Raw genomic sequence first — 22,335 nt, forward strand, 5'->3', positions numbered from 1 at the left:
GGATGGGTCTTCTGGGCAGCGTGGATCGGCCCGGCGGCTCGGTGGGCCGGGCGTGCGGCACGGAGTCGGTCAGGCGGGTTGCAGCGGCAACGTCACGTGCATGTGGCAGCCGCGCTGGTCGCGGCCGGGCTCGACCACGGCGATCGTGCCCCGGTGCAGCTGGATCACCCAGTGGGCGATGGCCAGGCCGAGACCGGTGCCGCCGTCGGCCGCCCGCTCACCCCGGGTGAAGCGTTCGAAGACCCGGTCGCGCTCGGCGGCCGGAATGCCCTCGCCCTCGTCGGCCACCGCGAGCAGCAGGTGATCGTCGCGGCGCTCGGCCCGCACCACCACCGTGCCGCCGGCCGGGCTGTGCCGGGCCGCGTTGTCGAGCAGGTTGGCGAAGACCTGGTGCAGGCGCTCGCGGTCGCCGTGCACCGCCCCCGGCTGGGCGGAGACCACGAAGTTGACATCGCGGCCCGCCCCGGTCGCGTTGACGTGGGCCTCCCGGACGACGTCGTCCAGGAACCTCGGGATGTCGATCGGGGTGCGGGTCATCGGGACCACGCCCGCGTCCAGCCGCGACAGGTCGAGCAGTTCGGTGACCAGGCGGCCCAGGCGCTCGGTCTGGGTCAGGGCGGTCTCCATCATCGCGGGCTCGGCCTGGGCGACGCCGTCGACGATGTTCTCCAAGATGCCCTGGAGCGCGGTGATCGGCGTACGCAATTCGTGCGAGACGTTCGCGATGAGCTCGCGCCGCTGGCGGTCGGCGGCCGCCAGGTCGGCCGCCATCTGGTTGAACGCCACCGCCAGCTGGCCCACCTCGTCGCGCGAGGTGGCCCGCACCCGCCGGCTGTAGTCGCCGTGGGCCATCGCCTGGGCGGCCGCGGTCATCTCGCGTAGCGGCGAGGTCATGCCGTGCGCCAGGATCTGCAGCGTGATCAGGCCGACCACGACCCCGGTCATCGCGGTCCATTTCGGGAACCAGCCCTGCCAGGCGTAGAACCAGGCGGTCGAGGCCGCGCCGGAACCGAGCAGGATCATGCCGATCTTGACCTTCATGTTGCGGATGGGGTCGAGCGGGCGAATCATTTCTCGACCTCCAGGGCGTAGCCGACACCGTGCACGGTGCGGATCAGATCGGAGCCCAGCTTGCGCCGCAGACCCTTGATGTGGCTGTCGACCGTGCGGGTGCCCGACGCGTCGGCCCAGCCCCAGACATCGGCCAGCAACCGCTCCCGGGGCAGAACCGTGCGCGGGTTCGTCGCCAGGTGCACCAGCAGGTCAAACTCGGTCGGCGTCAGATGCGCCTCGACGCCGGCCCGCAGCACCCGCCGCTCGGCCTGATTGATCTCAAGATCACCGAAGCGCAGGGTGGGCGGTGCGCTCGGCGCCGGCGTCGCCCGCGCCGAGCGGCGCAGCAGAGCATGTACGCGGGCGGCCAGCTCCCGCATCGAGAACGGCTTGACCATGTAGTCGTCGGCACCGACCGCCAGCCCGACGAGCAGGTCGGTCTCGTCGTCGCGGGCGGTCAGCATGAGCACCGGCACCGGGCGCTCGGCCTGGATGCGGCGGCACACCTCGAGACCGTCGAAGCCGGGCAGCATGATGTCGAGCACGATCGCGTCGGGCGGCGTACGCCGGGCCGCCGCGACGGCCCCCGGGCCGTCCCCGGCCACCTGCACCAGGAACCCCTCGGCCCGCAGCCGGGCCGCGACCGCGTCCGCGATGGTCCGCTCATCCTCGACGACCAGGATCCGCCGCTCGGCTACCTCCAACGCGCCCACCTCCGACCTGCATCAAACCCTGTGACGGCAACCCGGCCGGTGCGCCCCCGTGACTCACCGGCCGGATCTGAAGCGGGAGCCTATTGATCACCCGTGCAGGCGGGGAGGTGGGTTTGTGAACAACCTGTGGAGGTCTGTGCTCACCTGGAGCACGGTGCGGTGGTCGCCCGGGATGGGTCGGTTGCGGTCGCTCGCGGCGCGGAAAAGATCGGCTGCGGCCCCAAGCTGACTTTTCTGATTACCCGGCGTGATCGGATCTTCTCAAGCCGCGAGCGGGTCGACCGAAAGGTGTCGCGCACCCGCACAGACGCCGGCGCGGGCCGGCCGCACCTTGGAGACCTCGTGACCGCAGACTTCGAGCAGTACGGCACGTTCCCGCAGCCGTCCGACAGCGCGCCGCCCCAGCACTCGGCCGGCTACCTGTCGCCGGCGGCCCAGACATACGGTCAGCAGGCGCCCTACGGTCAGCAGGCGCCCTACGGTCAGCAGGCGGCCTACGGTCAGCAATATGCCCCGGTCGAGCCGGTGGTCTATGGGCAGCCCGCGCCCCACGCGCAGCCTGCGCCTTATGGGCAGACGCAGGCCGTCGCGCCGCCGGAGCCGGGCCTCCGTTACGCCGACATCTACGCGCCGGCGGCCCAGTACGGGCCACCGGCGCAGCTTCCGCCCTACCTCGCCGGTGGTGCGGGCGCGACCGGCGCCCCCACCGCTGCGGCGCGCAAGCGGTGGCTCGTGCCGGTAGTGATCGGAGGTGCCGCCGTCCTGCTGGTGGCGGGCATCGCCGGCGCCGTGACCCTGGGCGGCGGCGCGGGCAAGGCGGGCTCCGGCGGTGGCCTGCTCTCCTCCGGGCCGACCGTCGAGGACGCCAAGCGGGTATGCAAGACGGCATTCATCACCGAGATGGAGCAGCGAAACCAGAACGCCAACGCGGGCAACGACCTCGCCGTCGGGTCGTTGACCGGCATCGACATCGATGATGCTCAGGCCGTCGGCGGCGGTTTCGAGGTGGACGGGACCGCGCACTACGACATCGCCACCTCGACGATGAACGTGCCCGGCATGGTCTCGTTGACCTGCACGGCCACGCCGGACGGCCACGGCGGCCTGACGCCGGCGGTCAGCAACCGGGGTGCCGCTCCGACGGATGCCGCCGCCGGTGGAGCGGTCACGAGCTGAAAGGCCGGACGGGAATGCGGTCGGCCGGCCGCGGCGATTCTCGGAAAGGCGCCCGGTCAGTCCGGCTCCGGCGGCGGATTCAGCAGCATCTGGGGGCCGGCGCCGCGTTCGGCCAGCCGGTCCTTCGGGTTGATCAGGTTGCAGCGCTGCATGGAGAGGCAGCCGCAGCCGATGCAGCCGGTCAGCTCGTCGCGCAGCCGCTCCATCAGCGTGATGCGGGCCTCGAGCTTGCTCCGCCAGTGGGCCGACAGCCGGGTCCAGTCGGCCTTGGTCGGGGTGCGGTTTTCGGGCAGGGAGGCCAGTGCCTCGCGGATCTCGTCGAGGGACACCCCGACCTGCTGGGCGATTTTGATGAAGGCGACCCGGCGCAGTTCGCTCCGCTCGTACCGCCGCTGGTTGCCGCCCGTGCGGCCGGCGCGGATCAGGCCCTGCCGTTCGTAGTAGCGCAGCGCCGAAGGCGCGACGCCGGCCCGGACCGCGAAATCACCGATGGTCAACGTCTCCATCACACAGACCCTTGAGTTGAAGTGCCCTTTAAGTTGCAGCCTATCCCCATGACGTTGACGACTGCTCCGACCGACCACCTCCAGTCCCTGATCCGGCGGGTGACCGGAGACGCGAAGCACGCGCCCAGCGCGCACTCGACCCTCGATGTGCTCTGGGTGCTCTACGACAAGGTGCTGAAGATCAGACCGGACACAGTAGACGACCCCGGTCGCGATCGCTTCCTGCTCTCCAAGGGCCACGGGCCGGCCGCCTACTACGCGGTCCTGGCGGCCAAGGGCTTCTTCCCGGTCGACTGGCTCGACGGCCTCGGCGGCTGGGACAGCCCGCTCGGCCACCACCCGGACCGGGTGCTGATCCCCGGCGTCGAGGTCGGCACCGGGTCGCTCGGGCACGGGCTCGGGCTGGCCGCCGGCACGGCGCTCGGGCTGCGGGCCCAGGGTTACGGCGACAGCCGTACGTTCGTGCTGGTCGGCGACGCGGAGCTGGACGAGGGCTCCAACCACGAGGCGATCGCGTACGCGGCGGCGATCGGTCTGCCGCTGACCGCCATCGTGATCGACAACCAGTCGTCCACCCACGGCTGGCCGGGCGGGATCGCCACCCGCTTCCCGGGCTGGGTCGCCGCGGTGATCAACGGCCGGGACCACGACGAGATCGAGCGCGCGCTGCGCATCCGCCACCAGGACCGGCCCAACGTGATCGTGGCCGTCGTCAACTCGAAGCGAGGCTGAGAACGATGCGGGAGACCTTCGTCGCGACCACGACCGACCTGCTCGACGAGGATCCGCGTACGGCCCTGGTGCTGGCCGACATCTCGGCCGACGCGTTCGTGCCCGCCATGCGGAGGCACCCGGACCGGGTACTCAACATGGGGATCCGCGAGCAGCTGATGACCAGCGTCGCCGGCGGGCTGGCGCTGACCGGGCTGCGGCCGTACGTGCACTCGTACGCGCCGTTCGCCGTCGACCGGGCGTACGAGCAGATCAAGCTCGACTTCGGGCACCAGAACGTCGGCGCGGTGCTGGTCACCATCGGTGCGTCGTACGACGCGGCAGCCGAGGGCTACACGCATCAGTCCCCGGGCGACATCGCGCTGCTGGACACGCTCGAGGACTGGACGGTGCACGTGCCCGGCCACCGCGACGAGGTGCCGGCCCTGCTGCGAGCGGCGGCCCGGCACGACGACCGGGTCTACGTGCGCCTGAGCGAGCAGGAGAACTCGCGGTCCTATCCGGACGCGGGCCGGCTGCGGGTGATCCGGCGGGGTGGTCCGCTGGTCGTCGCGGTCGGACCGATGCTCGACCCGGTGCTCGAAGCGACGCGTGACCTGGATGTCACGGTCGCCTACACCAACACTCCCCGGCCGATCGACGTCGAGGGCCTGCGGGCGCTCACCGAGGGCGAGGTCGTGCTGGTCGAGCCCTACCTGGCCGGTACGTCGGCGCACCTGGTGCAGGCCGCGCTCGCCGACCTGCCGCACCGGGAGCTGCACCTGGGCGTCGGGCGCCACGAGATCCGCCACTACGGCACGTGGCAGGACCACGCCCGCGCGCACGGCCTCGACGCGGCCGGCCTGCGCGGCTCGATCGACGCGTTCCTGCGCTGACCTCGGGTGACCGCATGGTTGATAGAGAGTGATCTTTATCGCCCGTATGCTGCCGCCAGGGAATGTGATTAACCACTGGGGTGAGCATGGTTCACGGCGTCGTTCCGACCCTGCTTATGGGCGTGCTCGGCGCCTTGATCGCCGAAGTCCTGCGAGTGTTGCCGGCGATCCGCAAGGGAGTGCCACCGCGCGGCTGGGAGCTCGTGGCCTCTCTCATCGAGGTGGTTCTGGGCGGCGGCGTGGTGCTTTTCGGCTGGGACCCTCAACCGGTTCTGCAGGCCGCGGTGACCGGCGCCGCCTTCCCGCTGCTGTTCAGCGCGGCGGTCAACGGCGCCAAGCCGGGCGGCGCGGAGGGTGAGGGCCGAGATGTCGCCGAGGAGGGCCGCTCCTTCCTGGACTACCTGGCCGGCCGGTTCTGATCGTCCATGCTGCTCTCCGGCGATGCCAACAATCCGATCCTGCACGTCGAGGAGTTGCCACGGTGGCCGTTGCAGCGACCGCCGGCAGTGCCGGGCGCGGTCCACGTCTACCTGAGCAACACCGATACCTATGCGCAGCCACGCGGTGGCCTGAGTCTGGGCGAGATGTGGTGGCGAGGCCCGAGCCGCCTCTATGTCATCGACGTGACGGCGCACCCGGTGGATGTCGCCGCTGAGGCGGTGAATCCCTCGACCGGGATGCCGGTTCCGGTGGAGATCTCCTGCACCTGGCAGGTCGGCGACGCTATCCAGGTGGTCATATCCGGGCTGGTCGACGTGATGGTGCTCCTGCCACCGCTGCTGCACCACACGCTCGACGCGGCGCTCGCCGAGACGTCGTGGGACAGCCCGTCGGCGCTCTCCCGGGTCTTGCGGTCGGGCCTGTTGCCGGCTCGGGTGGCGTCCAACGGCCTGGAGCTGACCAACCTGCGCGCCACCGTCGTCTCGGTGCAGGACCCGGAGCTGGCCGCCGGCGACGCCGATGATTGAGCACCTCGCCAAGACGATCACCGACTGGTTCACCGGCCTGACATCGAGCCAGATCCAGCGTTATCTGATCCTGCTCGGAGCCGCCTGGCTCAGTTACCTGATCATGCGGCTGGTCTTGCGCGTCATCTTTCCGGCTCTGGTGCGCGGTGCGGTCACGGTGGTGCACGGTGTTCTGGTCGGTCTGGCTCTGGCCGGGCTCTTCACCCAGGGCCTCGCCGCGATGCCGTTCCGGGCCGTCGGCGTGCGTCCGCCGAGCCTGCTCTACCGGTCGGGCGACGCGCTCGCCGCCTCGGTGCCGCGGCTGCGACGGGGCAGCACCCGGCTGAAGTCCACGACGTACGCGCTGGCGCGCACCCCGCCGCTGATCGTGCTCGCGTTCACCGCCCTGATCGTCTGGCAGGGTCACGCGTTCGCCTGCGGCTATGACGGGTCGAGCGAGGTCTGCCGGCAACCGGCCGACGCCGTCGTTCACAACGCCGTTCAGGTCTGGCACTCGGGCGTCAATCTAGTGACCGGAAATAGTCCTTGATCCGATCGAGCCGCCGACCGAGGGCGAGCCAGATGTAACGGTCGAACCGATCGGTCAGGTACCGTCCGCGGGTCAGGCGGTCGGTCGCCGGATAGATCAGAGCCGCCCGGCGGCCCAGCCGGGCACGGCGCCGCGCCCGCCGAGACAGCGCCGGGTCCTGGCCCAGTTCGGCCAGCAGATCGAGACCGTTCTCCCGGGCCTTACCCGGGCAGCGAGTCAGCACGGCGGCCGCCTCGACACGCAAGCCCTCCGCCACCTCCGGATCACGGGCCGCTCGGTCCAGCCAGGCCTGGCCGCCCTCGTCTTCCCGCAGTCCGAGCAGGTTGACGGCGCAGAACCGAGCGGACATCTCGGCGCGGTCGTTGCCGGCGACGCCGCGCAACAGCGCTGCCGCCCCGGTCCGGCTGAGTTCGCGATAGATCGTGTAGCACACGGTCACTCTGAACTCCGGCGCCATCGAGGGGTCGTTGATCAGTTGTTCCAGCGCGAACTGCGCGAGCTCGGGACGGGACAGCCGCTTGACCAACAGGGGCCGCAGCGACCAGAGGCCGGTTCGATCGTGCATCAGCGCGGTGATCGTGCTGCCCACCTGATCGGGTGGCACGAGCCCGGCCACGCTGCCCGCCAGATCGGACAGTGCCCAGGCCGTGCTGGCATGCACCCATGCCGGAGTCGCGTGCGCCGACCGGACGATCGACCACGGCCAGTGGCTCACCTGCCCACCGTGGCGGTGCGGCTCCGGGCTCGGATCGGCTCCCTCGTGCTCGATCCACTTCTGGATCTGGTCCTGCAGGGCCTCCACGCCACCGGCCGTGATCATCCATTCGTCGGCGCCGGTCCGCAGATCGGTCAGCCGGGTCGCGAACGCGGTCAGCACCTCTCCCGGTTCGCCGAGGGTCACCAGCATTTGGGCCGCCTCATAGCGGTCCTGGGGAACGGGGGCGGAGTGGACCAGGCTGCGCAGGTGCAGCAGGGCATTGCGCCGCTGGATCGGGAGCCCGGCGTCGGCCAGCGCGTGCAAGGCCGGCAAGCGCTTCGCCGCTGGACGGTCGCCGGCGTACGCGAGGTCGCCGAGAACCGCGGCGGCCTGTGATCGGCCTTCGTCGTCGCCGTCCGACAGCAGCACCGACGCGACCTCGATGCGCTTGTTGTCGGCCGCGGCCCCGTCGTTGATCAACTGAATGAGCGGGCTCGGGTCGGGCGCCCGTTGCACCAGGGCCCGGGCCGCCTTGCTGACCGCCCGCAGGGTCTCCGGCGTACGGGCCTCGATGTCCTGCACGGCGTCCAGGGCGACCCGGGCGACCGTGGCGGTCGCCGCGGCGCCGTCGGCCACCACCTCGGCCAGTTGGGGCAACAGCGGGTAGTTCCGAAGCTCGCCCGGCTCGGCGAGCGCGCGCACGACCGGCATCGGATCGTGGCCGGCGTCGGCCCACCGTCCCAGCTCGAACAGGTCGCTGCTGCTCATGCCGTTCCGGGTGACCGAGTCGAGCCACACCGCCCAGTTGAACTTCTCCGGGTTGTCGCGGGTGCTCAGAAATTCGGCGATGCTCTGGTGGGTGAACTGCATGCCGTCGCCCCGGTTGACCACGAGGCCGGTGCTGAGCAGCACCTCGCGGAGGTGATCGTCGGTGATCCCGGACGGCGGGTCGAGCCCTTCGCCGGACAGCCAGTCCCGGATCGACACCACGCTCGGCTGCCGGTCTTGTGACATCCGCAGCTTGGCCAGGAACCGCAGACAGTCGGCGCGCCGGTCGAAGAAGGCCTCGCCGAATTCTTCCGCCCGGCGGTCGATCACGGCCAGTTCCTGTCGGATCCGCTCCCGGGCCGAGGTGTCGGCGCGCCGGCCGAACAGCAGGCCGTCGACGAACTTCTGATAGAGCGCGGTGCGGCCGGACGGAAGCTGGGCCTCCGGGTTGTGCTGGTAGACGTCGGCCGCGATGGTGCAGAGCAGGGGGATCGACACCAGGGGCATCAGGCGGCGCCGCTCCACCTCGCCGAGGAAACCGGCCGCCCGCTCCTGGGCGAAATCCGGATCCCGCAGCTCGTACCAGCGTTTGGCGAACGACCGAACGGCGGCCCGGTCGAACGGCCGCAGGTTGTATTCGCCGAGGCGCTGGCTCCGGTCGACCCGGGCGACCTGGGCCCGCAGACTCTGGAACTCGGTCTCGGCCAGACTTCGGCTGGAGACCACGAACCGGGTCTGTCCGCCGTAGGTGGCGATGTGCCCGGCCAGGGTTTCGATCAGGTCGAACCGCCGGTCTGCCTGGACGATCTCGTCGAGGCCGTCCACCAGCACCAGCCAGTCCGCACCGGCGCGGGGCGGCCTCTCGAAGATCTCCGGACTGACCGGCATGGCCAGGTGGCCCTGGAGTTCCGTCTGAACCGCCTCGGCGACGGCCTGGTACCACGGCTTGCCGGTCAGCAGCCGCGTGGCCGCGCACCGGATCGCGACCGCGGCGCCGAAGGGTGGCAGTTCCCCGCCCTCGGGCTGCCCGGGCGCGAGCCACCAGTGCGCCGACTCGCCGACGAGATGCTGCAGCAAAGTCGACTTGCCGCCGCCGGGGCCGCTGACCACGAGGGCGTTGCGATGGTTCTGCAACATTTCGATGGCCGGGATGATGCTCGGCTCGGCCGGCGTCGCGGCCCCGCGCAGCTTCGCCCGGATCTGCTCGGCCCGCCACGCCTCGGCCCGCTGCTCGACGTACACCGTGGAGAGGGGCACGTGACCCTTGACGACCTGGTAGGGCAACTTCTCGGCCGCCGTACGCTGGGCGGTCAGGATGTTGTGCAGCGGGTCACCGGGCTCGGGCCGGAAAAGATTGACCGGCGACGGCGCGTGCGCGCCCAGCACCTTGCGAAAGTGGTCGAGATACTTCTCTATGTCCTCCGCGTCGACGAACCAGATCGCGTTCTGGCCGCGGGAGTAGTACTTCAGAATCCCGCACACCCGGCCGCTGGTTCGATCGACGATCGGAGCCCCGCTCATGCCCGGGACGACGCCCGAGTCCGGAGTGGCCTTGACCCACGTATCGCTGGGGCCCTGGACGTGCATCTGGACCGGGTCCGGCGCGGCGTCGGGTACGGGCGCGTCCCGGTTGAACGCCAGCGCCACCAGGTCGAGTCCCTTGTGCGCCCCGCGGCGCAGCAACAGCGACTGCAGGTCGGCGGTCGGGTGGTCGATCCTCTCCTTCAGCCCGATGAACGCGAGGTCGGGAAACCGGTAGGTCTCCCCCTTGCGCCCGGGCGAATCGGGCACTCTCTCCAGCACCCTGGCCTTGATCGGCTGACCCTGCCAGCGCACGGTCACCGAACCCGATCGGGAGTCCACGACGTGCGCGCAGGTGACCACGATGTTCGGGGCGACGAAGAACCCGGTCCCGGCCAGCCGCTTCGAGGTCAGCTGCACGGTGCACCGGCGCACGTGGTCGAGTGCCGGATTGCCAGGATGGCTCATGCGCACCCTCGCCTAGCGACATAGGACAGCGACAGAGCTTGATCGTATCGCTGTCACCACGCTACGCGACGATGGCGAAGGACTTCGTTTGCTCGTCCAGGACCGAGCGGAACAGTTCCTCGGCCCGGCGGGCCCGCTCCTCGTCGTTCATCCGCAACTGAAATCGCTCCCGGATGCCGTCGACCGCGGTCAGGTTGACGACCAGGGCGCGGCCGCGGTCCTCCACGGTCACATTGACGTCGCGGAGATGCCGCACGTTGGTGTTGAGGTGCAGGCGCATTCGATGCAGCAGGTTCGACCGGCGGGTGATCACCAGCCGGCGCCGGGTCAGCAGGAGGAATCCCTGGGCCCAGCGGCCGACCAGCACCGGCTTGTCGGTCGGTTCGATGCATCGGCTCAGGAGGTTCATGTGGGTTCCGGTGAACGTGCGCGGCAAGACGTCCATATCGCGTTTAACGGTGTCCGAACGAGGAAGCTGCGGGGGCTCCGGGATGAATGTCGAATTACAGCAGTTCGACAATCGTTGCGTTCGCCATTCCGCCGCCCTCACACATCGTCTGCAGGCCGAACCGGGTGTCCGTCTGTCGCATGTGGTGCAACATCGTGGTCATCAGCCGCGCGCCGGAGGCCCCGAGCGGGTGACCCAGGGCGATCGCCCCGCCCCGCGGATTCAACCGGGCGGGGTCGGCGCCGGTCTCGGCCAGCCAGGCGAGCGGCACCGGCGCGAACGCCTCGTTCACCTCGTAGACCCCGATGTCGCCCAACTCGAGGCCCGACTTGCGCAATGCCTTCGCGGTGGCCGGGATCGGCGCCGTCAGCATGATCACCGGATCGTCGGCCGCCACGACGGCGGTGTGCACCCGGGCCAGCGGCCGCAGCTTCTTTTCCGAAGCGAAAGAAGAGGTCGTGACCGCGAGGGCGGCCGCCCCGTCCGAGATCTGCGAGGCCGACCCGGCCGTGACCACGCCGCCGGCCTTGAAGGGCGTCTTCAGCTCGCCGAGCTTGGCCAGCGAGGTGTCCCGCCGGATGCCCTCGTCCAGCTTGATCCCGGCGACCGGCTCGATCTCGGCGTCGAACTCGCCCGCGTCCTGCGCCCGGGTCGCCGCCGCGTGGCTGCCCAGCGCGTATTCGTCGAGCTGGGCGCGGCTGAAACCCCACCGCGCCGCCATCATCTCGGCCCCGACACCCTGATTGAACTCGCTGAGGCCGTAGCGTTCCTTCACGGAAGATCCATAGGGATCGGCGCCGGCCGCACTCGAACCCATCGGCACCCGGGTCATCGACTCGACCCCGCCCGCCACCACCAGGTCGGCCTGTCCCGAGATCACCGTCGCGGCGGCGAAGTGCAGCGCCTGCTGGCTCGACCCGCACTGCCGGTCGAGCGTGCTGCCGGGCACCGACTCGGGCCAGCCGGCAGCCAGCACCGCGTTGCGCCCGATGTTCCACGACTGCTCGCCGACCTGCGAGACACAGCCCCAGATCACATCGTCGACGTCGGCCGGGTCGAACCCGGCCCGCTGCTCGAGCGCCCTCAGCACATGCCCGGCGAGATCGACCGGATGCACGCCGGCCAGGCCACCCTTGCGCCGGCCGACCGGGGTCCGAACCGCGCCGACAATCACCGCATCACGCATACCCCGACGGTAACCCGGTTTGCCATAGTGATCGGATGCAGTGGCGCATCAAGCCGGTCCTGCCGGTCACCAAGGGGATGGGCGCGGTCGCGGTCGTCGTGCTCGCGGTTGCTTTCGCCGGGCGTGACCCGGTCCGCTGGGCGCTGGCCCTGGTGGTCGGCGGCGTGCTGGCGATCTGGGCGGTGCGCGATCTGGTCGCGCCGGTCCGCCTGGCGGCGGACGCCGCCGGCGTCACGGTGATCACCGGATTCGCCCGGCGCCGGCATCTGCCGTGGGCTCAGATCGAACGCGTACGCGTCGACGTGTCGAGCCGCCGCGGCCTGCGCAGCGAACTGCTCGAACTGGACGCCGGCGAGTCGATCTTCCTGTTCAGCGCGCACGAACTGGGCGTGCTGCCCGAGGAGGTCGCGGCCGCCCTCGCCGACCTCCGCACCAGCACCAGCCCTAGCTGAGCAGCGACATCGTCCGCAGCACCGACGCGACGATCAGCGCGGCCACGATCACGGCGCAACCGATCGCCTGGAACTGGGTGCGGCGGTTGGCCGGGGCGTACGCGAGAGCGATCGCGACGAGGCCGCCGACCACCAGGCCGCCCAGGTGGCCGGTCTTGGAGATGCCGGGGATGGTGAACGTGATGATCAGGTTGACCACCAGGATCGGGATGAGCTGAGCGATCTGGAGCCCGAGCCGCCGGTTGATCACGACGGCGGCCAGGAACAGGCCGAAGATGGCGGTCGAGGCGCCGGCCGACTCCTGGTTGGGCGCGCCGAACACGTACGACACGACGTTGCCGCCGAACCCGGCGATCAGGTAGAGCGCGGTGAACCGGACCGGCCCCAGCGCCGACTCGAGATAACGGCCCAGCTGCCAGAGCGCCCACATGTTGGTGACGATGTGCAGCAGGCCGTAGTGCAGGAACATCGCGGTGATCAGGCGCCACCACTCGCCGGCCGCGATGCCGTGCATCTCGCCGCCCGGACCGTACGCCGCGTAGCCGATCACCGCGCCCCACCGGGTGACCGAGGTGTCCGAGCCGAGCAGGCCGCCGAGACCGCCGCCCGAGCCGCCGAACAAGGCACCCGCCCCGCCGGCGATCGCCGACGCGATCATGACCAGCACGTTGATGCCGATCAGCGTGCGGGTCGCATAGGCCGCGCGGCCGACTCCGCTCCCGCCGAAGGCGGTGCGGGCCGGCCGCTGCGTCCGCTTCCCCTGCGCCACGCACTCGGGGCACTGGTGGCCGACCGACGCCTCGTTCATGCAATCGGGGCAGATCGGACGTTCACATCGCGTGCACCGGACGTAGGTCTCCCGGCCCGGGTGCCGGTAGCAGACCGGAGCCGTGGAGGGCGCCTCACTCATGGCGTCAAAGGTACGTCACCTTGTTAAGCGCGCTCGATCTCCACGCGCTCGACGACGACTTCCTCGCGGGGCTTGTCGCCGGGACCGGTCGGCGTGGTCGCGATCGAGTCGACGACCTTGGCCGACTCCTCGTCCGCGACCTGGCCGAAGATGGTGTGACGACGGTTCAGGTGCGGGGTCGGGGCCACCGTGATGAAGAACTGCGAGCCGTTGGTGCCCGGCCCCGCGTTCGCCATCGCCAGCAGGTAGGGCCGGTCGAACTGCAGCTCGGGGTGGAACTCGTCGCCGAACTGGTAGCCCGGCCCGCCGCGGCCGGTGCCGGTCGGGTCGCCCAGCTGGATCATGAAGCCTTCGATGACCCGGTGGGAGATGGTTCCGTTGTAGTACGGGCCCGACCCCTTCTGACCGGTGTTCGGGTCGGTGTACTCCTTCGTGCCCTCCGCAAGCTCCACGAAGTTGCGCACGGTCGCCGGCGCGTGGTCCGGGAAGAGCTGGAGCCGGATCGGGCCGTGGTTGGTGTGCAGGGTGGCGTAAAGCTTCTCGGCCACGGGTACTCCTGTCTGTGTCGCGGGCGCCGCCCCGGTCAGCCGGAGGGGCGCTGGGACAGTTATTTGCAGTTCGGATCCTCCCCCATGTGCCTGATCCGGCAGCGCGGGGGTACCGGTAGAAGGCAACATAACGTGGAGGAAACCACAGGAGGTGGGCACCGGTGTTCGCAACGATGCGTCGCAAGAGCCGCAGCAGGCGAATGAAGAACGAGCTCGGCCAGAGCGTTGACCACTTCAAGCGCGCGGCGTCGCTGGCGGCGCAGGAGACCAGCGCGACGGTCGGCCCGAAGCTGAACGCCGCCGTCGACCGGGTGCAGCCCGCCGCGGTCAAGGCCAAGGATGCGGCTTCGAGCGGCTGGGACAGCGCCCTGGCAACGATCACCCCTCTGGTCAGCGCCGCGAGCGAGAACGTGCGGCAGACCGGCAAGGTGAGCAAGCGGCAGGCCCGCAAGGCCGCCAAGGAAAACCAGAAGAAGGCTCTCAAGCTGCAGAAGCGGGCCAACAAGGCGATGGGCCGCAAGCAGCGCAAGGGGCGCGGCTCGAAGATGCTCGGCCTCGCGCTGATCGGCACCGCGGTGGGTGTGGGCGCGGCCTACGCCACCAAGCGCCGCAAGACCGCTCAGTGGGACGAGTACGAGCCGGCCGCCCCGATCGGCACCACGCAGGTCGGTGGGGCGGAGGACGCCACGTTCGAGCCGACTCAGCCGTCGACGCCGAACAGCACCGCGTCGGACACGACGCAGCGCAGCCCCCGGTAACGAGCACGACCGTACGGAACAAGGCGGGCGCCGAATCGGCGCCCGCCTTGAACCCTGGGCCGTTTCTATCCCTGGGGGTCGGTGCGCCGCGCTTGGGCGGGATCGAGTGACGGACCCCGCGGCAGCAGGGCCACCAGCTGGGACGGCAGGGTCTGCGGCTTGACGCCGTTGTAGCCGAGCTTGGGCAGCAGGTCGCGGCTGGCCAGCGTGTAGAGCCGGCCGGTGTCGGTGACCACGCCGACCGTGCCGCTGCCCGTCGGAGCGGTCGCCGACGCCGAGGTGATCACCACCGCGCCGCGGCCGCGCGCCACATAGACCAGATCGGCCCGGTTCGTTTCGGCCGGCGCCGAGACGCCGGCCGCGGCGACCCCGGTCGGCGGGTTGGGGTTGATCCGCACGCCGTCACCGCTCTGGGGATCGACCGGCAGCGTCATGCACACGCGGGTCGGCGCGTCGGTGAACAGGCTGGGCACATTTTGCGGCAGGCCGTTGGCGTCGTTGGCGTCGCTGAGCTTGGTGCGTGAGCCCGGTAGCTTGACGAAGTCGGCGCCGATGTCGAGCGCGGCCTGCCCGGCGGCCGCCTGGAGGAGCCGGGCCTGCAGCGGGGTCACGCTGGCGATGCCGTCCGGCATGATCACCCCGAACCCCTCGGTGCTGTTCTTGACCAGCTGGCCGACCCGGTAGTTGTCGACCACGGTCGACCCTCCGGACTGCGGCACCTCGGGCGCCCGCAGGTCGGGGCCGGCCGGCACCGCGTTGATCCAGGCGGCGGAGACCTTCCAGGGGGTCTGAGGGCCGTAGCCGAGCGCCCGCAGGGTGTTGTCGGACCCGGGGCCGGGGATCTGGAAACGCCGGTTGCCGTAGACGAGGAAGATGTTCTCCCCCGGGTCGACGACCAGCAGCGCCTTGTCGGCCTGGGTGGCGATCGTGCCGTCGGTCAGCCGCTGACCGACCAGCAGTGTGCTCTGCGGGTTGTCACCGGGGCCCTTGGCGGTGCAGACCGACCAGCGGTCGGTGACCAGGTCGCCGGGGGCGGGGAGCGAATCGGGCGCGTTCGGAATGCCGAGCGGGGCGCCCAGCTGCACCTTGGCCAGCTTGTCCGAGGCGACGCCGACCAGGTTGGGGGTCTGGCCGGTGCTCAGCAGCAGGCCGGAGGAGTAGTTGAGCACCGGGTGCAGCTTGCTGTCCGACTCCAGGTAGACGAAGCGGGCGCCGGTCCCCTTCTCCTGGAAGACCACGCTCGGATCCCGCGGATTGACCGTGTTTTGGCCGGTGAAGATGCCGTAGAGGCCGGCCGCCCCGACCGCGATCGCCGCGATCAGCAGGCTGACCAGGGCCGTCGTGCCGGCCCGGCGCAGCGGCGAGCGGGACGGGTCGGGGTCGTGGGTGACGAGCGCGGCCACCACTCGCTGCAACGAGTATTGATAGCTGTGGAGCTGGTCCTGACGCGACGGCACCGGTTCACTCTAGGTGCATGCGTCGATGGGCTGCTGCCCCGCGTCACAGCCAGCCGTTGCGGCGGAAGGCGCGGTAGAGGAGGAACGTGATCAGCAACAAGAGAGTCCAGAACGCCGGATAGCCGTAGAGCCAGTAGAGCTCGGGCATGTGCCGGAAGTTCATGCCCTCGATGCCGGCCGCGGCCGTCCAGACCGTGGCGATGCCGGCCCAGGCGGCGAACTTGCGCATGTCGTTGTTCTGGTCGACGGTCACCTGGGCCAGCCGGGCCTGCAGGATCGAGTTGAGCAGGTCGTCATAGGACGAGACCTGCTCGACCGTCCGGGTCAGGTGGTCCTGCACGTCGCGGAAGTAACGCCGGATCTCGTTGGGCACCAGGCCGCTCTGCTTCGACGCGATGGCGGCCAGCGGGCGCTGCAGCGGCACCACGGCGCGGCGGAACTCCACCAGTTCCCGCTTCATCTGATAAATCGCCTGGATCGGGCTGCCGGCGTCGCGGGAGAAAACGCTCTCCTCGATGATGTCGAGGTCGGCCTCGATCTGGTCGGCCACCTCGAGATAAAGGTCGACGACCCGGTCGGTCACCGCGTAGGCCACCGCCCACGGGCCCTGCTCGAGCAGAACGCCGCGCTCGGTCTCCAGGTTGTGCCGCACCGGCCCGAGCTCGGACGCGTCGCCGTGCCGGACCGTGATGACGAACCGCTCGCCGATGAAGACCATCATCTGGCCGGTCTCGACCACCTGCGAGGTCTCGGTGAGCTCGCGGTGGGGCACGTAGCGAGCGGTCCGCAGGACCAGGAAGTGGACCGGTCCGAACTGCTCCAGCTTGGGCCGCTGCTCGGCCTTGACCGCGTCCTCCACCGCCAGCTCGTGCAGGCCGTAGGTGTGAGCGATGCCGGCCATCTCCTCCTCGCTCGGCTCGTGCAGACCGAGCCAGACGAACGCGTTTTCACGCTCGCGGGCGACCCGCAGCGCCGCGTCGGGGGTGTAGTCGCCCTCCTGGCGCTTGCCGTCGACGTAGACGCCGCAGTCGACGACCGCGGAGCCGCCGGAGCGGCCCTCGTGGTCGGCACCGTCGCGTTCCGTGGTGCTGAAAATGCGGGCGAAGGCCCGTGACAAAGGCTTGTTCCGGTTCCAGCTGTTTTCGCGCTCCGCCACGACAACCTCCCCCACACCGACGATGAGCCCGCATGAGGCTACTTCACGGCCGCCGCGGAGCCGGGCAGGCTCAGCGATCCTGCCCGGCACCGGAGAATTCAGGCACGAACCTCGTCGATTGCCTCGGCCAGACGGCGCACGCCCTCGTCGATCTGGTCGACGGTGACGGCCGAATAGGCCAGCCGAACCGCGTTCCTACCGCCCTCGATCAGGAAGTCGCTGCCCTTGACGATCGCGACACCCTTCTTCATCGCGGCCGGGAACAGCTTGTCGACGTCCACGTCGGCCGGCAGGTCGATCCAGAGGAAGTAGCCGCCGTCGGGCTCGGTGAAGGTGGCGCCCGGGATGTGCTTGCGGATCGACTCGCCGAGGACCCGCACCCGCTCGCCCAGCGCGGCGCTCACGGTCTGGATCGAGCGGTCGATGTCGCCCGAGACGCAGAACTGGTGAACGATCGCCTCGGAGACCATGCCGGGCGAGATGTAGAGATTGGTGGCCTTCTTGGCGATCGCGTCGATGAGCGCGGCCGGCCCGACCAGGTAACCCACCCGCACGCCGGGGCAGACCGTCTTGGTGAAGCTGGAGGCGTGGACGACGGTGTTCTCGGTGTCGAGCGAGAGCATCGACGGGAGCTTCTCGCCGCGGAAGCGGATGTCCGCGTACGGGTCGTCCTCGAAGATCACGAAGCCGAACTCGGCGGCGAGCGCGAGCAGGGTGCGCCGCTTCTCCTCGGACAGCGTGATGCCGGCCGGGTTCTGATAGTTCGGAATGATATGGGCGATCTTGGGGCGGACGCCGGACTCGAGCAGGGTCCGCAGCTCGTCGACGTCGATGCCGTCGGACCGCAGGGTGACCTGGTGCACCTTGGCGCCCTGCTGCTGCAGGCTCAGCAGCGTGCGGTCATAGGTCGGCTTCTCGACCACGACGTCGTCGCCCGGCTGCACCAGGTGGTTGAAGAGGAAGGCGTCGGCCTGAAGGGAACCGTTCGTCACGATGACCTGATCGGCCGAGACGCCGTGCTTGTCGGCGATCCACTTGCGCAGCGGGACATAGCCGACGGAGGTGCCATAAGCGGTCATGCCTGCGGGATCGGCGTCGAACGCGCGCAGGGCGGCGGCCTTGAGGCCCTCGACGTCGATGATGTCCAGCGACGGAGCGCCACGGGCGAAGGAGATCAGCTGCTCAGCGGTCATGCCGTTCAGCTTACGAGCAGGCTCTATAGAATATTTCCGCGCCCGCGCGGGTCCAAGGAGCAAGACAGGCAGGGCTATCCTCGCGAGGCGCGCCTGTGCGCTACCCCTCGATAGGAGCCCCACCCCATGATCGGTCTTGTGCTCGCGGCCGGCGCCGGCCGCCGCCTCCGCCCATATACGGACACGCTGCCGAAAGCGCTGGTCCCCGTGGACGGAGACACGACGATCATGGACATTTCACTTCGCAACCTGGCCGCGGCCGGATTGAACGACGTGACGATCGTCGTCGGCTATTGCGCCACTGCCGTGGAGGAGCGCGTCCCGGCCTTCCAGGAGAAGTACGGCGTCAAGATCAGCCTCGTGCACAACGACAAGGCCGAGGAGTGGAACAACGCGTACTCCCTCTGGCTCGCCCGTGACCACTTCGCGCAAGGCGCGTTGATGGTCAATGGCGACACCGTGCACCCCGTATCGATCGAGCGGACCCTCCTCGAAAATCGCGGGCCGAGCATTCTGCTGGCTGTCGACACTCTCAAGAAGTTGGGTGACGAGGAGATGAAGACTGTCTTCAGGGAAGACGGCCAACTCACCAAAATCACGAAACTGATGGAGCCCGACGAGGCCCACGGCGAATACATCGGCGCCAACATCATCGAGGCCTCGGCGGCGTCCGCGCTGGCCGACGCGCTGCAGGCGACCTTCGAGCGCGACCCCGACCTCTACTACGAGGACGGCTTCCAGGAATTCGCCAACCGCGGCGGCGAGGTCCGTTTCGCGCCGATCGGCGAGGTCGACTGGGTCGAGGTCGACAACCACGACGACCTGACCAAGGCCCGGGGCATCGCATGCCGCTACTAGCCCGCAGCATCCAGACGCCCCTGCACATCGACGTCCGCCGGGGCGCGGTCGCCGATCTGGGGCGGATCCTGGCCGACGGGCGTATCTCGTCCGGCGGTGACGTCGCGGTGGTGGTCGGGCCGGGCCTCGGCGAGCGGGTGGCCGAGATGATCCGGCCGTCGCTCTCCTCGGCCGATGTCTTCACCACCAGCGGCGGCACCCTCGACGCCGCGCTCGAGCTGGCGGCCAAGCTGCGCTCCCGGCAGTACGACGCGGTCGTCGGCATCGGTGGCGGCACCACGGTCGACACGGCGAAATACGCGGCCAGCCGATGGGGCCTGCCGATGATCTCGGTCGCGACCAGCCTGGCCAACGACGGCATCGGCTCCCCGGTGGCCAGCCTGATCAACGACGGCATCAAGGGGTCGTACGGGGTGCACATCCCGTTCGGCGTGGTCGTGGACCTCGACTTCGTGGAAAACGGTCCCGAGCGGGTCAACCGCGGCGGCATCGGTGACGTGATCAGCAATATCAGCGCGCTCGCCGACTGGGAGCTGGCCCGCGAGGTCCGCAACGAGCCGGTCGACGGCCTGGCCGCCTCGCTGGCCCGGATGGGGGCCGAGGCCGTGCTGGCGATGCCCGGCGACATGTCGGACGACGCGTTCGTCACCGTGCTCGCCGAGGCGCTGATCTCCAGCGGCCTGGCCATGGCGGTGTGCGGCAGCAGCCGGCCGTCCAGCGGCGGCTGCCACGAGATCATGCACGCGATCGACTCGCTCTTCCCGGGCACCGCCTCGCACGGCGAGCTGGCCGGCCTGGGCGCGCTGTTCTGCACCTTCCTGCGCGGCGACGAGCCGCGGCTGGCCCAGATGTCCGACTGCCTCGCGCGGCACCAGCTGCCGCGGCTGCCGTCCGACGTCGGGCTCAGCGACGAGCAGTTCATCGAGGCGGTCGGGTTCGCACCACGCACCCGGCCGGACCGCTACACGATCCTGGAGCACCTCGCGATGACTCCGGACGAGACCCGTCGAAAGCTGGCCGACTATGCCCGAGCCATCGACAACTGATCAGGCTGCCAAGCCGGTGGCCACCTCCGCGACGCCTCCCGGTAACCCGAGCGCGGCAGACTATTACGCCGTGAATCGTGGAGGCGGCCTGTTCAGCGAGGCACTGAGCCAGCGGGCCGGCGCCCGCATCGCCTATGCCGCGCACCGGCGCCGCCTGGTTCCGACCGTCCTCACGGTGGTCAACCTCGGGCTCGGCTGCCTGGTCTCGTTCGTCGTGGTGGCGGCGGCCGCCCCGATCGCCGACGGCCGGGTCTGGGCCTGGCCGGTCGGCCTGCTCGCGCTGGTCGGCTGGCAGCTGGCGTACGCGTTCGACTGCTCGGACGGCCAGCTGGCCCGGGTGACCGGCCGCAGCAGCAGCGCCGGGGGCCGGCTCGACGTGCTGTGCGACGTCGCGGTGCAGATCTCGCTGGTCTCGGCGGTCGCCGCGACGGCGAAGGCGCAGGTGCCCGACACCCCGGCCTGGCTGCTGGCCGCGTTCGCCGGCACCTGGATGGTCAACCTGGTCACCTCGGTGATGCAGCAGGGAGACAAGGCGTCGAGCATGGTGACCAGCCGGTCGCTGCCGGTGCGCCTGGTCAAGCTGGTCCGCGACTACGGCTTCGTGATCTTCCTGGCCGGCCTCGTGCTCACCGTCATGCCGCAGTGGACGGTCTGGTTCGTCGCGCTGTTCACGCTGGTCAACGCCGGTTTCCTGGCCGCCAGCGTCGTTTTCACGGCCCGCGACGCCCTGAAGGCGTAAAGGCATAAGGGGGAGGCCCGGCGATTTGCCGGGCCTCCCTTTCCGTACGCGGTGAGACCGGTCAGACACGCACCGGGATCGCCGACGAGGTGCCCAGCACCTTGCCGGTGGCGTCCAGCGCCTCGGCCAGCACGTATTCCGGCGTGCCCGAGATCTGCAGCGTCGTCTCGAAGCCGGAGCGGTCGGCCTCGACCGGCGCGCCCTGCAGGGCTCCCGGCTGGGTGCCGGACTGGGCCCGCCACTTGGTGACCTTGGTCGTGCCGTTCCAGCTCGTGCTGACGATCACGTTGCCGTTCTCGGTGCGCAGGCCGAGGGCGGGCTGGTCGAGCGGCTGCCCGGTCCACTCCGCCTTGTAGGCCCGGTAGGACTGGTTGTCCTTGGGCAGGTTGCCGGCGAGCCGCACCGTCCCGTCGGCGTTGTGCTCGGTGAAGTAGGGCATCTGGCCCCAGCCGATGAACGACCCGCCGTCGAGCAGTTCCCGGAAGGCGCCCTGGGTGGGTGCCGACAGTTTCTGCGGGTGCACGTATTCCTGAACGAACGTCGACGTCTTGGCCACCTCGTCGAGCTTGAACACGAGCCCGCGGGAGTATTCGTGCACCGGCTTGCCGACGCTTCCGGCTCCGTTGTCGAAGACGCTGTAGCTGCCGTCGCGCCGCTGGCGGAAGTCGTGCTGCCAGGCGAAGGCCGCCTTCGCGTCGATCTTGAAGTCGGACTTCTTGCCGCCGAGGCGCCACATCAGCGCGCCGGACTTCCGGTTGATCTTGAACGTCGTCCAGAGGTGCCGGGACGACGCGATGATGTTGCCGTCGGCGGCCAGCCCGACCGAGTTGGCGTGGAACCAGTCGTACGGCAGGTGAGCCGAGTCGCCCTCGGGCAGCGGGGCGTACGAGTCGGCGGCCTGGAAGTGCTCGCGCGCCTTCCACTCGAAGAGCAGCTTGCCCGTCGCGATGTCGATCTCCTGGATCACGCCGTCGAACAGCACGCCGTCCTTCGGCCCGCCCAGCGCGGTCAGGTCGTACGGCACGCCCTGGTAGACCCAGAACAGCGCGGTGTTCTGCGGGGTGATCACGAAGTCGTGCTGGTCGGCCTGGTCGGTGCCGGCCGCACGCACCCGGGTGATCTCCCGGTACGCCTCGTCGGCGATCACGAACTCGCCCTGGCCCACGCCCTGCCCGCCGGTGCCGCCGATGGTGCCTTCCCACCACGTCAGCACGGGCTTGTTGCGGTACTGCTGGACCTTGAAGTCGATCGCCACGGTGGCCGGGTCGGGCACCTTCCTGAACCAGACCGGCGAGCCCTTCTCGTCGACGATCATGGGTCCCCAGAGGCCGGCGCCCGAGGCCGGAGTGAGAAAGATGTAGCCCGGAGCGGTTCCATTGGCCTGGGTCGTGATCGTCACGTCGGGCATGGTCCGCAGGTCGGGCCGGGAGCGATACTTCGGCGGACCGGCCTGGGCGGCCTCGGTCGCGCCGACCGCGGGAGCGGCCGAGGTTTTCGTTGATTTGTCGGCGATCGCATAGCCGACGCCTACTCCGGCGCCGCCCACCACCACGGCGCCACCGACGCCGAGTAGAAGAT

General features: G+C 70.0%; 23 protein-coding genes. 11 read left to right on the forward strand and 12 right to left on the reverse strand.

The annotated features are described in order from the left end of the window. Positions 1–69: 69 nt before the first annotated feature. Both AB0M88_RS18180 and AB0M88_RS18185 read right to left on the reverse strand, forming a co-directional pair. Positions 70–1,071 carry a HAMP domain-containing sensor histidine kinase gene (locus AB0M88_RS18180; RefSeq protein WP_364102863.1) on the reverse strand — a complete coding sequence of 334 codons (1,002 nt, stop codon included), beginning with the start codon at positions 1,069–1,071 and terminating at the stop codon, positions 70–72. After that, positions 1,068–1,757, reverse strand: coding sequence for a response regulator transcription factor (locus AB0M88_RS18185; protein ID WP_364102866.1), 690 nt, complete (start codon positions 1,755–1,757; stop codon positions 1,068–1,070). Before AB0M88_RS18185 ends, AB0M88_RS18180 begins: the two co-directional genes overlap by 4 nt. A 351-nt stretch (positions 1,758–2,108) precedes the next feature. On the opposite strand from AB0M88_RS18185, the gene AB0M88_RS18190 reads away from it, so the two are divergent. Beyond that, entirely contained in the window at positions 2,109–2,942 is an 834-nt protein-coding gene (locus AB0M88_RS18190; protein ID WP_364102869.1) for a hypothetical protein, read from the forward strand. 56 nt (positions 2,943–2,998) lie between these two features. On the opposite strand, the gene soxR is transcribed toward AB0M88_RS18190, so the two are convergent. Beyond that, entirely contained in the window at positions 2,999–3,451 is a 453-nt protein-coding gene (soxR, locus tag AB0M88_RS18195) for a redox-sensitive transcriptional activator SoxR (RefSeq protein ID WP_364102872.1), read from the reverse strand. Between the two features lie 45 nt (positions 3,452–3,496). On the opposite strand from soxR, the gene AB0M88_RS18200 reads away from it, so the two are divergent. The 5 genes from AB0M88_RS18200 to AB0M88_RS18220 all read left to right on the forward strand — a co-directional run bounded on the left by AB0M88_RS18200 (position 3,497) and on the right by AB0M88_RS18220 (position 6,552). Beyond that, a complete protein-coding gene (locus AB0M88_RS18200) occupies positions 3,497–4,180 on the forward strand; it encodes a transketolase (RefSeq protein WP_364102875.1) in 684 nt (227 codons plus the stop codon). Between the two features lie 5 nt (positions 4,181–4,185). Next, positions 4,186–5,055, forward strand: coding sequence for a transketolase (locus AB0M88_RS18205; protein WP_364102878.1), 870 nt, complete (start codon positions 4,186–4,188; stop codon positions 5,053–5,055). Positions 5,056–5,135: 80 nt separating this feature from the next. Then, a complete protein-coding gene (locus AB0M88_RS18210) occupies positions 5,136–5,474 on the forward strand; it encodes a hypothetical protein (RefSeq protein ID WP_364102881.1) in 339 nt (112 codons plus the stop codon). Between the two features lie 6 nt (positions 5,475–5,480). Beyond that, positions 5,481–6,023: a hypothetical protein gene (locus AB0M88_RS18215; RefSeq protein WP_364102884.1), complete on the forward strand. Its 543-nt coding sequence runs from the start codon at positions 5,481–5,483 to the stop codon at positions 6,021–6,023. Further along, positions 6,016–6,552 carry a hypothetical protein gene (locus AB0M88_RS18220; RefSeq protein ID WP_364102887.1) on the forward strand — a complete coding sequence of 179 codons (537 nt, stop codon included), beginning with the start codon at positions 6,016–6,018 and terminating at the stop codon, positions 6,550–6,552. Before AB0M88_RS18215 ends, AB0M88_RS18220 begins: the two co-directional genes overlap by 8 nt. On the opposite strand, the gene AB0M88_RS18225 is transcribed toward AB0M88_RS18220, so the two are convergent. From AB0M88_RS18225 to AB0M88_RS18235, 3 genes are all read right to left on the reverse strand, one after another. Further along, complete coding sequence (locus tag AB0M88_RS18225; RefSeq protein ID WP_364102890.1) at positions 6,524–10,006, reverse strand: trypsin-like peptidase domain-containing protein; 3,483 nt, start codon at positions 10,004–10,006, stop codon at positions 6,524–6,526. The genes AB0M88_RS18220 and AB0M88_RS18225 overlap by 29 nt on opposite strands. A gap of 61 nt (positions 10,007–10,067) precedes the next feature. Then, positions 10,068–10,451 (reverse strand): hypothetical protein, encoded by a 384-nt coding sequence (locus tag AB0M88_RS18230; RefSeq protein ID WP_364102893.1) that lies wholly within the window; start codon positions 10,449–10,451, stop codon positions 10,068–10,070. A 58-nt stretch (positions 10,452–10,509) separates the two neighbouring features. Then, a complete protein-coding gene (locus AB0M88_RS18235) occupies positions 10,510–11,640 on the reverse strand; it encodes an acetyl-CoA C-acyltransferase (protein ID WP_364102896.1) in 1,131 nt (376 codons plus the stop codon). Positions 11,641–11,675: 35 nt separating this feature from the next. Here AB0M88_RS18235 and AB0M88_RS18240 point away from each other — a divergent pair, with 35 nt between their 5' ends. Next, positions 11,676–12,092, forward strand: a complete 417-nt coding sequence (locus tag AB0M88_RS18240) for a PH domain-containing protein (protein WP_364102899.1) — start codon at positions 11,676–11,678, stop codon at positions 12,090–12,092. Here the strand turns inward: AB0M88_RS18240 and AB0M88_RS18245 are convergent. Together AB0M88_RS18245 and AB0M88_RS18250 are read right to left on the reverse strand one after the other, a co-directional pair. Next, entirely contained in the window at positions 12,085–13,002 is a 918-nt protein-coding gene (locus AB0M88_RS18245) for a rhomboid family intramembrane serine protease (RefSeq protein WP_364102902.1), read from the reverse strand. The genes AB0M88_RS18240 and AB0M88_RS18245 overlap by 8 nt on opposite strands. 23 nt (positions 13,003–13,025) lie before the next feature. Beyond that, entirely contained in the window at positions 13,026–13,550 is a 525-nt protein-coding gene (locus tag AB0M88_RS18250) for a peptidylprolyl isomerase (protein WP_364102905.1), read from the reverse strand. A gap of 200 nt (positions 13,551–13,750) precedes the next feature. Between AB0M88_RS18250 and AB0M88_RS18255 the strand changes: the two genes are divergently transcribed. Then, positions 13,751–14,308 carry a hypothetical protein gene (locus AB0M88_RS18255; protein ID WP_364102908.1) on the forward strand — a complete coding sequence of 186 codons (558 nt, stop codon included), beginning with the start codon at positions 13,751–13,753 and terminating at the stop codon, positions 14,306–14,308. 65 nt (positions 14,309–14,373) lie between these two features. Here AB0M88_RS18255 and eccB read toward each other — a convergent pair whose 3' ends face one another. The 3 genes from eccB to AB0M88_RS18270 all read right to left on the reverse strand — a co-directional run bounded on the left by eccB (position 14,374) and on the right by AB0M88_RS18270 (position 18,114). Beyond that, on the reverse strand, positions 14,374–15,765 hold the full coding sequence (gene eccB / locus AB0M88_RS18260; protein ID WP_364102911.1) for a type VII secretion protein EccB: 1,392 nt from the start codon (positions 15,763–15,765) through the stop codon (positions 14,374–14,376). Positions 15,766–15,808: 43 nt separating this feature from the next. Further along, complete coding sequence (locus tag AB0M88_RS18265) at positions 15,809–16,861, reverse strand: magnesium and cobalt transport protein CorA (protein WP_364102964.1); 1,053 nt, start codon at positions 16,859–16,861, stop codon at positions 15,809–15,811. A gap of 158 nt (positions 16,862–17,019) precedes the next feature. After that, complete coding sequence (locus tag AB0M88_RS18270) at positions 17,020–18,114, reverse strand: PLP-dependent aminotransferase family protein (protein ID WP_364102914.1); 1,095 nt, start codon at positions 18,112–18,114, stop codon at positions 17,020–17,022. 126 nt (positions 18,115–18,240) lie between these two features. Here AB0M88_RS18270 and AB0M88_RS18275 point away from each other — a divergent pair, with 126 nt between their 5' ends. Genes AB0M88_RS18275 through AB0M88_RS18285 form a run of 3 tightly spaced genes read left to right on the forward strand, consistent with a single transcriptional unit; the run spans position 18,241 to position 20,757 of the window. Next, positions 18,241–18,972, forward strand: coding sequence for a phosphocholine cytidylyltransferase family protein (locus tag AB0M88_RS18275; protein ID WP_364102917.1), 732 nt, complete (start codon positions 18,241–18,243; stop codon positions 18,970–18,972). After that, a complete protein-coding gene (locus AB0M88_RS18280) occupies positions 18,960–20,018 on the forward strand; it encodes an iron-containing alcohol dehydrogenase family protein (protein WP_364102920.1) in 1,059 nt (352 codons plus the stop codon). Before AB0M88_RS18275 ends, AB0M88_RS18280 begins: the two co-directional genes overlap by 13 nt. Next, a complete protein-coding gene (locus tag AB0M88_RS18285) occupies positions 19,996–20,757 on the forward strand; it encodes a CDP-alcohol phosphatidyltransferase family protein (RefSeq protein ID WP_364102923.1) in 762 nt (253 codons plus the stop codon). The genes AB0M88_RS18280 and AB0M88_RS18285 overlap by 23 nt, the downstream gene beginning before the upstream one ends. Before the next feature lie 61 nt (positions 20,758–20,818). On the opposite strand, the gene AB0M88_RS18290 is transcribed toward AB0M88_RS18285, so the two are convergent. Beyond that, positions 20,819–22,309 carry an arylsulfotransferase family protein gene (locus AB0M88_RS18290; RefSeq protein WP_364102926.1) on the reverse strand — a complete coding sequence of 497 codons (1,491 nt, stop codon included), beginning with the start codon at positions 22,307–22,309 and terminating at the stop codon, positions 20,819–20,821. Positions 22,310–22,335: the final 26 nt, after the last annotated feature.

The sequence above is a fragment of the Actinoplanes sp. NPDC051411 genome (assembly GCF_040682075.1).
Taxonomy (GTDB): Bacteria; Actinomycetota; Actinomycetes; order Mycobacteriales; family Micromonosporaceae; genus Actinoplanes.